Here is a 15,595-nt window from a genome sequence, read left to right as displayed (position 1 = left end):
ATTACGGAAAAAGGCTGCGCAACCCAGCATTCAGGGGTGCGCAGCCTATGTGTTTTAGGTCAGGGGCGCATATCGCCCCGGCTCCCGATTAGCTACCGCTTTTTGCGTCAGCCAGTGTTTTCACAACCAGATCATAGAGTTCCTGACCTGGAATGCCTTGTGCTTCCATGTCCGCAATCCATTTGTCACGGATCGGGTCAGCCGCTGTTGTGCGGAATTCGGCAAGAACTTCGGGCGCGATTTCGACTTTGGTCACGCCTTTCTCTTCCAGAACCGAATCCCAGCGCTTCAGCAGCTCGCCGTAGTTAGCAAGGTAGTGATCCAGCGCTTCGTCAACAGACGAATCCAGCGCTTCGCGTTCGGCGTCCGTCAGGCTTTCGTAGGCGTCGATGTTGACGACCACAGGGCAGTTCACGGTGCCGGGGTTCAGGTTCGCTGTCCACCAGTCCGCTTCGTTGATCGTGCCAAAGCTCAGGTGTGCGTGCTGGGCGAATGCCACTGTATCAACAACACCGGATTCCATCGCTTGGAATGCCTCGGAGGACGTCACGGACGTAGGCACAGCCCCAACAGCAGCGAATGCATCACCGATACCGCCGGTGGCACGAACGCGCATACCTTCAAAATCAGCCAGCGTGCTGGGAGCATCGCCTGTGCCGACAAGGTTATACTGTGGCATTGGTGACGTCATCAGCAGCTTTGCATTCCACTGCGCCATTTCTTCGGCAGCCGCGGGGTGGGCATAGACAGCTCTGGACACGGCCAGCTCTTGCTCAAGGTTCTCGACGCCGAGGAAGGGCAGCTCGAGAACTGTCACAACGCGGTTTTTGTCACGGTGATAGCCGGCACAGAACTGCGCCATCTCGAATGCACCGATAGAGATACCGTCGAGGTTCTCACGGTTCTTGGAGAGGCCACCATAGCTCACGTTCATGGTGAATTCGCCGTTGGTTTTCTCTGATACCAGCTCAGCCAGCTTTTCTACGTGCTCTGTGAAGGCGCGGCGCTTGCCCCAGACAGATACATTCCATTCGGTAGCCGCTGCTTCAGATACAAAAGCAAAGCTCAGGGCGCAGGCGGCTGCGCCGCTCAAAAAGTTATTCATTGGAGTCTCCCGTTGATGCACGCCTTCTTTGACGCGCTTGGGTGGTAAGTTAGCGGCTAGCACCCCTACTGCCAAGCCCCTGTTTCACCGTACTGATCCGAATGCGGCCGCTTCATATTTACAGGCTTTACTGAAATTCGGAAATTTATTTACATAAACTCCGACCCACCCCACCCTTGAATATTCCCTTACTCTCTTCCAGCCCCTAAGCTGCGCTCAAACACTGGCAAGACTGCGCGAAACAAAAAGACGCAAGCTGCCCCTCTGGAGGAGACATTTCCATGTCACAAACTGCAAAAACCTACCCGCCCCACGCCGATCTTGCGGCAGCCGCCCACGTGGATGCTGCTAAATATGATGCGATGTACGCCGCTTCAATGTCCGATCCTGACAGCTTCTGGAGAGAGCAAGCCGACCGCGTGGACTGGATGAAGCCGTTTACGCAGGTGCAAGATGTGGATTACACACTTGGTTCGGTGAAGATCAACTGGTTCGCCGATGGGCAACTGAACGTGGCCGCCAACTGCATCGACCGCCATCTTGAGACACGCGGCGACCAGACCGCGATCATATGGGAGCCGGACAGCCCCGAAGAAGCAGCCAAGCACATCACCTATAAGGATTTGCACGCAGGCACCTGCAAAATGGCCAACATCCTCAAAGATCTGGGTGTGACGCGCGGCGATCGTGTCATCATTTATATGCCGATGATCCCCGAAGCTGCCTATGCCATGCTGGCCTGCGCACGGATCGGTGCGATCCATTCGATCGTTTTTGCGGGTTTCTCCCCCGATGCTTTGGGTGCGCGTGTCAATGGCTGCGGCGCCAAGGTTGTCATCACTGCCGACCATGCGCCGCGCGGTGGCCGTGCTACGCCGCTCAAGACCAATGCCGATCAGGCGCTGCTGCACTGCAAGGACACCGTGAAATGCCTTGTGGTGAAACGGACTGGCGGCCAAACCACATGGGTTGAGGGCCGCGATTACGACTATAACGCACTGGCCGTTGACGCATCCGATACCTGTGAACCCGAAGCGATGGATGCGGAAGATCCGCTATTCATCCTCTACACATCGGGGTCTACCGGTCAGCCAAAAGGCGTGGTGCATTCCACAGGCGGCTATCTGGTATATGCCGCGATGACGCATGAGATCACCTTTGACTATAAGGAAGGGGATATCTTCTGGTGCACCGCCGATGTGGGCTGGGTCACTGGCCACAGCTATATCGTGTATGGCCCGCTGGCGAATGGCGCGACCACGGTTATGTTTGAAGGTGTGCCGACCTATCCAGACGCCAGCCGCTTTTGGCAGGTCTGCGAGAAGCATAAAGTGAACCAATTTTACACCGCCCCCACAGCGATCCGTGCGCTGATGGGTCAGGGCGATGATTTCGTCAAAGGCATTGATCTAAGCAGCCTGCGGATCCTCGGCACGGTCGGCGAGCCCATCAACCCAGAGGCGTGGAACTGGTACAATGAAGTCGTCGGCGGCAATCGCTGCCCGATCGTCGACACATGGTGGCAGACCGAAACCGGCGGCCACCTTATGACCCCCCTGCCCGGCGCACATGCGACCAAACCCGGCTCTGCCATGAAGCCGTTTTTCGGGATCAAGCCAGTTGTGCTAGAACCCACAACGGCAGAAGAGCTGACAGGCAATCCTGCTGAAGGCGTGCTGTGCATTGCAAGCAGCTGGCCCGGCCAGATGCGCACGGTTTGGGGCGATCACGACCGCTTTGAAAAGACGTATTTCGCCGATTATCCCGGCTATTACTTCACCGGTGACGGCTGCAAACGTGACGAAGACGGCGACTACTGGATCACAGGCCGTGTGGATGATGTGATCAACGTATCTGGCCACCGGATGGGCACAGCCGAAGTTGAATCCGCTCTTGTGGCACATGCCAAAGTGGCCGAGGCCGCCGTGGTAGGCTACCCACACAAGATCAAGGGTCAGGGCATCTACTGTTATGTCACTCTTATGGGCGGCGAAGAGCCAACGGACGAGTTGCGCACGGAATTGCGCAATTGGGTCCGTACCGAGATAGGCCCAATTGCGTCACCCGATCTGATCCAGTGGGCACCGGGTCTGCCGAAAACACGCTCCGGCAAGATCATGCGCCGCATCCTGCGCAAGATTGCCGAGAACGATCACACCACGCTGGGCGACACCTCAACGCTGGCTGATCCATCCGTGGTGGATGACCTGATCGAGAACCGCATGAACAAATGATCCTTCGCTCACCGCTAACTGAAAGGCGTCCCTAGCGGGGCGCCTTTTTTCATTGCTGCAACGCTGGGGTGACAATCAGTGCGCCTCTTTCCTTTGGCAGAACCACGCTATGTAAGGCGGTAATAACGTAGCTGGTAAATCACAGAGCTTTAGCGCTGTAGGTCAGCGCACTAGACAAACCGCAGCGCCCGTGGCACCGCTCGCCCCTATGGAGACGAATATGAAAAGCTTTGTGCCTGATCCGGCCCGCACCACAGACCTGCGCCGTGCGCTGGGGCAGTTTGGCACGGGTGTCGCGCTGATTACCGCGGAGACGGATGCAGGGCCGCTGGGAATGACCGCAAATTCTTTTTCATCGGTCTCGCTCGATCCTCCGCTGGTGCTTTGGTCTGCGGCGCGGTCTTCCAAACGGCACGATGCGTTTGCAGCGGCATCCGCTTTTTGCATCCATGTTTTAAGCGCCGAGCAAATGCCGCTGGCGAAGCACTTTGCCGCGCAGGGTCATGACTTTTCCCCATACCTTTGGGACTCAGGCCCCAATGGAGCCCCAACCCTGCACGGGTGCCTCGCGATCTTCCATTGTAACGCCTATGCCGTCCACGCCGCAGGCGATCATTCGATCATCCTGGGCCAGATCACATCGGCCGCGATCCAGCCCGAAGAAAGCGACGGGCTGCTTTTCAAGCGGGGCCGGTTTGGCCGCTTCACACCGGATCAATAATCTTTTTCAAAGAATAGGCCGATGGATGAATTCCCGTCCGAGCCGAGCGTCGCCTTACCGATAAGGTGATCCGATATGTCGATGTTCAATGAAACTTCACCGGTGCCGTCAGAGGCGGCAGTGACGTCTGTATAAACATTGTCGCTGATGTATTTACCCACGCGCAGGGCGGTCTCGCCGCTGTCAGTTGTTGTCACATCCAGATCATCCAGACCAAAACGGTCGCGCAAGTCACCGACCATGCCGGTGCCGCCACGCCCCGCCAGTGTCGCCACTGCGTTGGCCAGTTGCAGCGCCTGAAAAGCAGAAATCTCGGACAGGTTCCGCCCGAATAACAGTTGCGCAAGGACTTCGTCCTCCGGGCCCGCAGGTGAGCTTTCGAAGCTCACCACGGGCTCGTCAGCGGGGCCTTCAACGATGATACTTGCGGTGCCTGCTTGTGTCGAAGTGGTAGAGACAAACCGGATATAGGGGATCAGATTGCCCTGAAACTCAGCCGATCCTTCCTCCAGATCAAACCGCTTACCCAGAATATCCAAGCGCCCGCGCTCAAGCTCGAACCGACCTGCGGAGATGATGTTGCTGGTGTCGCCCGTGATCCGCAGGTTACCGCCCAGCTCTGCATCAAGGCCGCGACCGCGTACAAAAATGCGCCCCGGGGCATTCACCGAAATGTTGAGGCTCAGACCCGAACCGGAGGCGCCACTTTGAACCGGATCCCTCGCCGCGCCCTCTTCCAGAAGGCCCGCACGGCGGCGTGTAGCAAGGTTGTCGCCCGGCGCGCCCACGTGGTTGATTGGCGGGATGTCCCCAATGCTTGTGAGGCCAGTGGACGGCACAGTGACGTTCGTTTCGCCGATGGTGATATCACCGCTCAAACCAGCGCCGCCCGAAAGCGGGCCGGAAAGACGCAGCTCGCCGTTGAGCGATGTGCGGTAGAGACGCGGATCAATCAACACAATATCACTTAGCCGGACATCCAGATCGGCAGGCAACCCGCCATCAAGCCCGACAGCGCCGCTGATCGCAAGTCGCCCGCCTGCAGTGGCGTTCGCGGTGACGTCAATCGCGGCACGGCTGTTGGCGATTTGCACGTTCGCGTTGATCCCTTCCAGCCCCACCCTCAGGTTGGGCGCGGTGAGCGTTGCATCAGATGTCTGGATGGTCCCGCTCAGTGCACCAAGCCCTGCCGCCCCGTTCAGCACCAGATCAAACCGCGCCAGACCCTGCAGGCTGCGCGGCGCGATGAACGGCCCCGCAAGGCCCAAGGGCGCATTGCCGTTGATTGCGATGTTAAGCTGACCATCATCACCCACCAGCCCTGCCACGGTGGCCTGCATGCCGGCAGGACCAGTGGCGGAGGTGTCAATCTGCCACCCACTCCCGGTTTTGGCGGCATTACCATTCACACTCAGCGGGCCGTTCAGTTTGGGAATAATTGCAGCAAGGCTGGGCACCGCAACGTTGAAATCAACCAGAGCGTCCGGGCCCGTCACAACACCGCGTGCAGACGCCCGGCTGCTATAAGGACCAGTCGCGTTGGTATCTACGGCAAGCCCATTGGGCGTCTGGCGCAACGTACCTGTTGCGGCCAGCGGACCATCTACTCCGGGAACCAGGGGCGCCACATTCGGCATACGCACGTCAAAATCAAGCGATATGTCTGGCCCTGTCGCCAGCCCCTCAACCAGCGCCCGCGCGCCGTAAGGCCCGCTGACCGATGTGTCGATGAAAAAGCCTTCATCAGTTTGGCGCACCTGCCCAGTCGCACGCAAGGGGCCGTTCACTTGGGGCACCAACGGCTGCACGTTGGGCACCGAGAGGTCAAACTTCACATCAATCGCCGGTGTCAGCGCGCCATTCACCGAAACATTCGCATTATATGGACCGGAGGCGTCCGTCTCGATCACAAAGCCGCTGTCCGTCTGGCGCAGGCGACCTGTTGCCTTGAGCGGGCCGTTCACTTGCGGCGCCACCACCGAAACCTCTGGCATGGCCAAATCGAAGCCGATGTTAAGCGCAGGGGTGACCAAACCGTTGATCCGCGCAGTCGCGTCATAAGGACCGGAGGCATTCGTTTGCAGCAACCAACCCTCGGGCGTCTGGCGCAGCGTGCCGTCGGCGCTCAACGGGCCTTCCACAGCAGCGACAAAACGGGACAGATCAGGCACCTTCGCAGCAAAATCTAACGCGGCGTCAGGACCCGTTGCCAGACCGTCAACCGTCAATGCTGCCTCATATGGGCCGTCAGCGTTTACATCAACCAGCCAACCTGCACCGTTTTCGACCGCGTTCGCCTTGAGCGTCACACGGCCTTCGTATTGTGGCAGCACTGTCGCGATATCGCGCAAGACCACATCGGCATCCACACGGCTGGAAGCCGATGAAAGCTCGGCTGATCCGGTGAAAAGAATCGCGGCATTGTTCAACTCAAGCCCGCGCAGGAAGGTGCCGTTGACGTTGCGGATGGCGTTCATCTGCACATCGGTCCGGCCCAACAGCAGCGCGTCTGCTTGCGCAATGCCCGTCTTGATATCGTCCGCCGTGCCGACGGCTTGTAGATCGAACTCACCGCTTAGCGGTGTCACGTTGCCTTTGAGCGCCAAAGAGGTGGCACCATCCAGCTCACGTCCTGCAAGGGCAGAAAAACGACTGAGATCGGTGGCCTCAAGTGTCGCATCGATCTCTGTCTCCAGCCCCTCGCCCAGACCATTGAAAGCAACGTTGCCCCTGAGGCTATAGTCGCTGCCTTCAAGATCGAGGGTGCTGATCCGGAAAGGTTGGCCCTCGGTATAGTTGATCTCAGTTATGCCTTTGATGCTCTCGCCCAGCGCCTCTGCTAGTGCGGCATCCGCTAGGGCAACGCCTTGCGCTGCAAACTGGACAGCCCCATTTAACTGCCCGACATTGCCCAGCGCCCCAGTCAACGTGCCGGTTGAGCGCAAAGTTGTCTGCGCCACTTCTGCCGCGCTGGTGCTTAGACCTGTGATGTCGAAAACCGCCTCATAGGCGTCGTCATTTTGCACGTCATAATCAATGTTGAGCGCGATCCGGTCCACTTTGGCCCCACCACCGCCCGGCAGCAAAACCGCCGCGCCGTCTGCGCGGGCCACTGTGCCTTCGATATCTATGAGAGCGGGCCATTTCTTATCTGACAACAGCAAGCGGCCTGACAGATCAACGGCCGCTGCTTTGAGGTCAAAAGCCTCCAACGCAATCGCTCCGCCTGCCTCGATCAGCGCATCGGCTGTCAGGCTGACATCAGGGCCAAAAAAGGCGCGGTACTGCGGCACGACCACAGCCGTAATGTCCCCGCTGATGTCGGCGATGATCCGGCGGTCGGGGTCGGATGCATTGCCTTGGGTGATGAGCTGCACCTGACCTGCAAGCCGTTCCTGCCCGTCAGTGTCCAGCTTAAGATCGGTCGTCAAATCATTCAGCGGGCCATTTGCCTTGACCGTCAGCACGACGGAAGGGTTTTCAGGAATCTCCAACAGTGTCGAGACGATGCCGCCCTCGTCCTCGGTTAGTTCCAGCAGCAGATCAAGCGTATCGGCCCCGCTTGCCAGCACTGCCGTCAATCCGAAAACACCCCGCTTGCTGTCTGTCCGGTTCGCCTTGAACGCCAGATCCAACCCGTCATCGTTAAGCGTCGCATTCGCGTTCATCTGAAGCTGGACAGCCTCGCCCACCAAAGGCGCGCCGAGGTTCACCTGCGCGATAGTGATCGCTTTGATATCAATCGCAACCGGCAGTTCGGGAAGCTTGGGGAGCGTGAAGGGCGTGGCCTCTGCATCCGGCAGCGCCTGTTCTTCGCCTACCGGCAGGCGGGGAATGTCGATGCGCCCCGCGCTCAGTTCTTCGACTTCAAGCCGTCCACGCAGCAGAGCAGAACGGTTCCAGTTCAATACGACATCCTCTAGCGTCAGCCAGATGCCATCGCTATCCGAAATCGTCATCCGGTCGAATGACGCCGCAGAGCTAAGTGCCCCCTGAAATCCGTCAAGACTCACCTGTCGGCCAGCCCCGCTCAGCAGTTCCTGTATCTTGCTGATAAGAAATCCCTTTTCCTCTTCATTGGTATGCGCTGCCGCAGGAAGCGAAAGAAACAGCGCAAGCGCCAGCAGTGCAAAACGGATGATATGCATCAAAACGACTGCCCTATGCCGATATAGACCTGAAGGTTGTTGCCTGTTTCCGGCCCCGAAGTGGGCACGGCCACATCCAACCGGATCGGGCCGATAGATGTATTGTAGCGCAGTCCAAGCCCCACACCGGAGTGCCACGTGCCCGAGCCATCATAGAATTGCTCTTCGCCGATATAACCCGCATCGGCGAAACCCACGATGCCGATGCTATCGGTCACCCCGACACGCACTTCTGCCGACAATCCCGCAAAACTGCGGCCACCAATGGTTGCTGTGCCGACAGGGACGCCAAGTGACTGATAATCCTGACCGCGCACAGTGCCGCCACCACCGGAATAAAACAGATAATCCGCCGGCGCCTGCGCCAGATCGGGTCCATAGACCGAACCGAGCTGACCGCGCAGGGCAAAGGTCACAGGGCTGGCACTGCCGAAAGTCTTGTAGCCCCGCGCATCAACAAAGCTGCGCACGCCATTGTCGGAACCTGACAACGCCACAAACGGCATCACGTTGGCTTTGAGATAGTAGCCAGTTGTAGCGTTCAGCCGGTCATCGCGGTAATCAAACTCGGCGCTGAGCGGCATGGTTAGCAAAGTATACTTGTCCTCGCCAAACACATCGCGCGTTTTCGCCGTGCGCAGACCAAGGCCTAAGGTATAGGTGCGCTTTTCGGTCGCGATCCGCTTGATACCAGCTTCCAGATCAAGCTGGCGGGAAAAGTAGGAAACCTCGTCCAGTTGCTCAATCTTCGCCAGCGCGTAAAAGTCCGTGTCTTCGTTAAAGGTGGCAGGGCGTTCGAACCGCGCGGAAAGAGTATAATCTGTCCCGCCCGAGTTACCGCCAATGCCTGCGATCTTGGCGTCAAAGCGCAGACGCTCGGCGCCACCCAGAAAGTTACGGTGCAGCCAGAACGCGCTGAGCGTCAGACCTTCCAGCGTAGAAAGCTCGGCGCCAAATCCGAGACGCCGCTTCGGAGCATCCGTGATCTGGGCGATGACGGGCAGCGTGTCATTTGGGCCGAACTGCTCTGCCTCATTCAGCGCCACCGCACTGAAAGCACCGGTGCGGCGCAGACGTTCGGTCGAAAGGCGGATTTCTTCGGGGGTAAAGACCTCCCCTTCCGGCAAACCGGCAATATCAATGATGCGTTCACGGCGGACATCGCTTTCGCCCTTAATGACCAATGGGCCGAAACGCAGACGCGGGCCGGGATCAAGGGCAAGGTCGGCGCTGATGATGCGGTTGGGATGGTCTGCCGTTAAATCCTGCTTGGTCAGGGCGGCCTTTGCATGCCCCTGCGCGCGCCAGCCAGCTACGCCTGCCGAAACTGTACTTTTCAATACGCCAAGGCTGGCAGTTTTGCCTTCGGTAAAGCCTTCGGGAAGCTCCGTATTCGGCGCCAGCGGCGCAATGCGGGTGCGGCCAAAGCGGAATTTCGGGCCCGGCTCGACGCTGATGTTCACTTTGGAGATATTGCCGGGGGGCTGGACCGGCGGAATAGCCGCGGCTCCGCGCCCATCAACCGCAATATTGATCACGCCGCCAAAATATCCATTATCATAAAGAACAGCCAACAGACGTTTATAATCAGCCTGCGCGGCAGCGAGTATTTCTGCTGTGGTGGGAGGATTGTCTTCTAACAGCGTTTGCTCGACCAAAAGGGAGCCAGCGCGGATATCGTCGCGCAGATCATCGTTCTCGATCCCGGTCACCTGAACGTCGGCACTATGCGCAGCCGCCGCGGCCATCCACACAACAGCCGATGCTACCGCAGCGCGACGCACTCTCGACAGAGCAACTACCTTCACCCTCAGACCCTCAAACTGTTACCGCAGCATTCCGGTTCGCTTTCTGCGCACTCTTGAATCTGTGATTTTGACACACAATTATTCTTTCTGTTTAACCTGTCAGTACCGACAGGCGCAAACCACTTGTTGCAGCAAAGCTTCCTTCATCCCCAATATATCGCGCGAAAGCGCAAATAGGCGACTTACCGCTTAGAGTAAACTCCGAGATAGAGTGATCGACGCCAGAATCCACCAAGCCCTCCCTCCGCTAGGCACGGCATGCTGAATTGACAACGCGCGGCTCCGGTCTCCAAAGACTAACGCTCATTATTCATCGGGAAGTGGACTATCTTGTTCAGACGTCATCTGTTCGCCAGCACTGCCAGCAACAACAGCATCACTCTGGAGGAAGAAGTTGCATGGAGGATCGAGGCGGCCAAGCCGTCATTGACCAAGCCAAGGCTTTGATTACAAAATACGGTGGCTAATGTCATACATAGGACCGAGGGGCGCAATTCGCGTCCCTTCGACATCTTGGGGAGACGGATGATGACGGTATTGATTGCGGGCGGTGGCATTTCCGGTCTGGCATTGGCGCTAAGCTGCCATCAGGTGGGCATCCCCTTTCAGGTCTTTGAGGCTTCTACCGAAATGCGCCCTCTAGGTGTCGGCATCAATCTGCAACCGACCGCCGTGCGCGAACTCTTCGATCTGGGACTGGTCGACAGTCTGGACGAAGTCGGCATCCGCCTCAAGGATTACGGGATGTATACCAAGATGGGCCTGCACGTCTGGACTGAGCCACGCGGGCTTGAAGCAGGCTATGACTGGCCTGCGTATTCCGTCCACCGCGGCCGCCTGCACATGCTGTTGTATGAAGAAGTCCTTCGTCGTGCAGGCCCTGACGCCGTTCAAACGGGTTGGCGCGCCACCGGTTTTGACACGCAGGGCGACGAGGCAGTGCTGATGCTTGAGAACCGCGAAGGCGAGACCAAAACCGCCCACGGATCCGTTTTGGTCGGGGCAGACGGAATTCATTCGGCCATCCGCCGCCAGATGCAGCCGCACGAAGATGAACCACAATGGAGCGGAGCCATCTTATGGCGCGGCACCACCGTGGCAAAGCCGTTCCTGTCAGGTGCCTCTATGGCGCTGATCGGTCATGATGGACTGCGCTTTGTCACCTACCCGATTTCAAAGCCTGATCCCAAAACAGGCCTCGCCGTCATCAACTGGATTTGCAACCTACAGCATGATCCTAGCATCAAATTCCGCAAGGAAGACTATAGCCGCAAGGCCAATCTGGACGACTTCCTGCCCGCGTTCGAGCAGATCCGCTATGACTGGCTTGATGCGCCCGCCCTGATCCGCGGCGCACAAGAGGTGTTCGAATATCCGATGGTGGACCGCGATCCTCTAGAAAGCTGGACAGTCGGGCGCACGACACTGATGGGCGATGCGGCGCATGCGGCCTACCCTGTCGGCTCAAACGGTGCAGGCGCGGGCATTACAGACGCGCGCAAACTGGTTGCGGCCTTCCTTGACTACGGGCTCACCCCCGAAGCATTACTGGCCTATGAGGCCGAAATGCTGCCCGTCACCACCAAAATCATCGTAATGAACCGCACTGCAGGACCGGACAAAATCCTCGACATCGTCGAGAAACGTTGCGGTGGGCAGTTCGACCACATCAACGACGTCATCCCACATGCAGAAATGGCCGAACACGCCGCGACCTACAAACGCATCGCGGGCTACGGCATTGCCGAGACAAACGAACGCCCCCCAATCATCCCCGCCGGCGCGCGCTTTGTCTCTAAAGCAGCCTAAGACACGCCGGAGGTCACTGGAAAACTCGGGGGCGTGAAATCCGTGAGTGGAAGTAACGCAATGAGGTTTTGCTTAAGGTCGCAGCCGTTTTCACCAATGCTCCGCGGGAAATGGTCGTCGATCACACTTTGATGGCACAGCGGCAGGGAGGCGGTTATAGCGCCTTCATCCGCGATGTATCTGCGCGCGGAATCGTCGGCTGACGTGGCAAGCCCACGTTCTACCTAATTTTGCCGTTTGCGAACTGCCGAACCTTACTTGCGGTATATCAGCGGCGGCTTTTTCCGCGCTATCGCTGATTTATTCGTGGACGGATGAGCAGTGGTTCACCTGCCAACCCTCACGACTTACCCAGATATGAAATCGACGGCGGCCAGACCGTCGCAGCTCAGCACACAGCTTTTTTGGCCGACCGCGCAGGTCCATTTCCCCGAGGGACTTCGGCGCGGGGATAAACACACAGATCCTCCAAAAAGACATCATCTCGCTTTGTCCAAAAATAAAACCCAATCGTATTCAACAAATCTAATATGATTAATTCAGATCAATAAACTCTCTTCCGGACCAAGCTAAATCATGGGTGAGGTTCAGTTCTTTCATTTAGGGCTGAAAGCTTCTGACGACTTATTTTGGAGAAAAACAACATGTGCGCAGACAAGGTTTTAAATCTGACACCGACGTTTACGTCGTCTCATACATTCAGTACTGACGATATTACCGGAACATTCAGTGGCATCACGCAAGGTAGCGTGGAAGATGGCGAGGCCCCGGTGATCGACTTCACCGCTATTCCGATTGTCACAAAGGAGGGCGTCAGCCTTTACCCGGTGAACAGCGAGTTCGGATATAACGTTACGGACTTTGTCGGCGCGATTGAGAAGGATTATGTGGACGACCCGGCCTATGAAGAAGGCTATGTTGGCGATCTGAAGGGTGAAGGCGGAGAGCAAGTCGGTATTGTCATCTCGAACACTCCGACAGATTTCTTCAAGACACCGGCACTGCTGGGCACATGGCTCGCAGGTTTGGGGGGCAACACCGTCAAGGCCTCGACCGAGCACTATATCGTCATGCAGAACATCCTGTCTGACCAGCACTTTCCCGAGGATCCGGACGCGGTCTATCAACTCGATGACAACCTCAGAATGGTTGGTGGCGATTATGACGGACAGTACATTGTTGATATTCTGCCGCAAGTCGGCGACGTGAACGGCGATGGCGTCACAGATATCAAGGATATCCTGCTGCCCAATGAGACCACGATCGATTCGAATATCGCCGTTGGCGATGACTATTCGGTTACAATGAAAGACGATGGCAAGCTTCTGTACCGCTGGGGCAACACCATTAAGAAGCCCAATGACATCCGCATCGAGGCAACTCTGGATTTGCCGGACGAATGGTCAGAGCCTGATAACGCGAATAACGGGTTGATTCCGCTTTTCCGGGTCACGCAGGCAGAACTGGTCACAAATCACACGATCACCAACAACCCAAATGATCAGATCCGCCCTGAGGATTTCGAGAACGAATCCGCTACAGGCACTATTCCTACTTATGAGATTCTGGCTGATGGCAAATGGGTGACCACTGACGACTACTATGCTGGTGATGGTACGCTCTATCCTGCGGGAACGGTACTCAGGGATCCGGCTCTTGCTGACACCTTAGTAGGCACGACGATTGCTGCGACTGGCGCGACATCGTCAGACCTCGAAGGCGGCTACACCAATGCTTGGTACACAACAATGGACCGCGAGCCTTTTGAAGCATCGCTGACCCCCGATGGCACCGAATATATCGTCGGGCCGCGCTGGCGCCTGCAGTCTGACAAATACGGTCAGGATTTGCCCAGCGTCGACATGCCACTTGATCCCAGCCTGCCACCCCCTCCTACCAATGACGAGCTGAAATACGAAGTTGGTACTGACACAACAACTGTGATCAATCTTCTTGATTGGGCGCAGCCCGTTTCGCCGCTGTCGATCAGCGCTGGTTATCAGCACATGTCGGGAACGGTAACGGAAAATGGCCTGAACATGACCGAGGGTTTCGACGTTGCCTTTTACGTGAAAGGCGACATCAAGCCCGCCACTCTCTACAATACAGAGCTGGTAATGACCTATGAAGAGCTGACAATCCACGGCTCGGGCGGCTTCATTACCGGACAAGACGGATCCGACTATCTGGTCGGCCAAGGCGGCAACACTTTCATCGGGGATGCGAACACCAGCGAAGCGGCTGAGGATCTGTTCGTACTGTCCTATGGCGCCGGCGACAACTGGACCCAGATTGTCAGCAGCTCGGTTCTTGATTTCCAAGTCGGACTGGACACGCTTGGTCTCATCGACTTTGACGTGACGGAGGATAATTTCGAAGAGCTGGTGGGTCAGGTCGTGATCGACGGCGATCTGCATATTTCACTAAACAGCTTCGAAATCGTAGTGCTAACGGGCGTTGCGCAAACGTTGGACTATGAGAACTTCTTGATCCTGAACCGCTTTATTGACGAGCGTATCGTCGGCACCGAGTTTGACGACTATCTGGTCGGTGACCAGTTCGACAACGTGATCAACGGCTTGGAAAGCAATGACACCATTTTGGGTCTGGAGGGGGATGACCTTCTTCGGGGCGGCACAGGGGATGATGTCATTTTCGGGGGCGACGGGGTCGACAGGCTTTCGGGCGACGCCGGAGCGGACCAACTGAATGGAGGAGCCGGCCGTGATATTGCCGTCTACGCAAGCTCCACATCTGGTGTCACCGTTAACCTTGAGACCAACGTAAACACCGGTGGTGACGCCGAAGGTGACACATTGACCGGCATTGTCTCAGTGACAGCTTCGGACCATGACGACGTGATCACCGGCAATGCCAGAGTCAACTTACTTACCGGTCGGGTCGGCAACGACACCTTGTCTGGTGCGGATGGCAACGACGTCTTGAACGGCGGTGCAGGCGCTGATGTGTTGAATGGCGGCAACGGCGTAGATACCGCCAAATACACAGCATCCTCCGCTGTGGTCATCAATTTGGAAACTGGTGAAGCAACAGGCGGCGAGGCGGAAGGTGATAGCCTGAGCGGGATAGAACGTATCGCGGGCTCGAAGTTCGCTGATGTTCTCACCGGGGATAGCATGAACAACCTACTGTTGGGCGATGCCGGAGACGACACGCTGAACGGTGGCGAAGGACACGACGTCCTCATTGGTGGTGTTGGCGCGGATGTCCTGAACGGTGGTGACGGCAATGACCGGGTGGACTATACGCGCTCGGCCAGCGGCGTCTCAATCAACTTGGACACAGGCGCAGTGTCCGGCGGCGAAGCCACAGGTGATATCCTGACCAGCATCGAACGCATTTTCGGGTCCAATTTCGCCGATACGCTTGTCGGTAGCGCTGGCTCCAACACGCTCAAAGGTCTTGAAGGAAACGACATCCTTGACGGCGGTGACGGAAATGACGCCCTGTTCGGGGACGGCGGTCAGGACGTTTTCATCTTTGGTTCAGGGAGCGATACACTGGACGGCGGTGACGGCGAAGACTTCGCCCTCTTTGCCGGAGCTCAGAGCGATTTCACCATCGTCAATGAAAGCAACGGGTCCTGGCAGATCACGGAGCTCTCATCCGGTGATATCGATAGTCTGATCAGCATCGAAACGCTGGGCTTCTCTGACGGCTATATCATCGCCTAAACTAAGCTTAAGCGACGAACGAACTGAAGTGGTCCTGCTTTTTAGGACAGTTTTGCGGCTTGGCTAAGATGCATC

7 protein-coding genes are annotated in these 15,595 nt (G+C 57.3%); 4 read left to right on the top strand and 3 right to left on the bottom strand.

Annotation, left to right across the window (positions count from 1 at the left end; all coding sequences use genetic code 11):
* Positions 1 to 88 precede the first annotated feature (88 nt).
* Positions 89 to 1,105: a C4-dicarboxylate TRAP transporter substrate-binding protein gene (locus tag V7730_RS13250; protein ID WP_335748074.1), complete on the bottom strand. Its 1,017-nt coding sequence runs from the start codon at positions 1,103 to 1,105 to the stop codon at positions 89 to 91.
* 281 nt (positions 1,106 to 1,386) lie between these two features.
* On the opposite strand from V7730_RS13250, the gene acs reads away from it, so the two are divergent.
* Complete coding sequence (gene acs, locus V7730_RS13245) at positions 1,387 to 3,339, top strand: acetate--CoA ligase (RefSeq protein WP_335748073.1); 1,953 nt, start codon at positions 1,387 to 1,389, stop codon at positions 3,337 to 3,339.
* A 220-nt stretch (positions 3,340 to 3,559) separates the two neighbouring features.
* Positions 3,560 to 4,060, top strand: a complete 501-nt coding sequence (locus V7730_RS13240; RefSeq protein WP_335748072.1) for a flavin reductase family protein — start codon at positions 3,560 to 3,562, stop codon at positions 4,058 to 4,060.
* On the opposite strand, the gene V7730_RS13235 is transcribed toward V7730_RS13240, so the two are convergent.
* On the bottom strand, positions 4,054 to 8,208 hold the full coding sequence (locus tag V7730_RS13235) for a translocation/assembly module TamB domain-containing protein (protein ID WP_335748071.1): 4,155 nt from the start codon (positions 8,206 to 8,208) through the stop codon (positions 4,054 to 4,056). The two genes, V7730_RS13240 and V7730_RS13235, sit on opposite strands and share 7 nt — an antisense overlap.
* Positions 8,208 to 10,016: an autotransporter assembly complex protein TamA gene (locus tag V7730_RS13230; RefSeq protein WP_335748070.1), complete on the bottom strand. Its 1,809-nt coding sequence runs from the start codon at positions 10,014 to 10,016 to the stop codon at positions 8,208 to 8,210. Before V7730_RS13230 ends, V7730_RS13235 begins: the two co-directional genes overlap by 1 nt.
* A 528-nt stretch (positions 10,017 to 10,544) precedes the next feature.
* Here V7730_RS13230 and V7730_RS13225 point away from each other — a divergent pair.
* Complete coding sequence (locus V7730_RS13225; protein WP_335748069.1) at positions 10,545 to 11,825, top strand: flavin-dependent oxidoreductase; 1,281 nt, start codon at positions 10,545 to 10,547, stop codon at positions 11,823 to 11,825.
* Between the two features lie 644 nt (positions 11,826 to 12,469).
* Positions 12,470 to 15,520 carry a calcium-binding protein gene (locus tag V7730_RS13220; protein ID WP_335748068.1) on the top strand — a complete coding sequence of 1,017 codons (3,051 nt, stop codon included), beginning with the start codon at positions 12,470 to 12,472 and terminating at the stop codon, positions 15,518 to 15,520.
* Positions 15,521 to 15,595 lie beyond the last annotated feature (75 nt).

The sequence above is a fragment of the Sulfitobacter sp. genome, from assembly GCF_036961165.1.
Taxonomy (GTDB): Bacteria; Pseudomonadota; Alphaproteobacteria; order Rhodobacterales; family Rhodobacteraceae; genus Sulfitobacter.
Note: the sequence above shows the minus strand (reverse complement) of the source record. Positions and strands in the feature narration are given on the sequence as shown.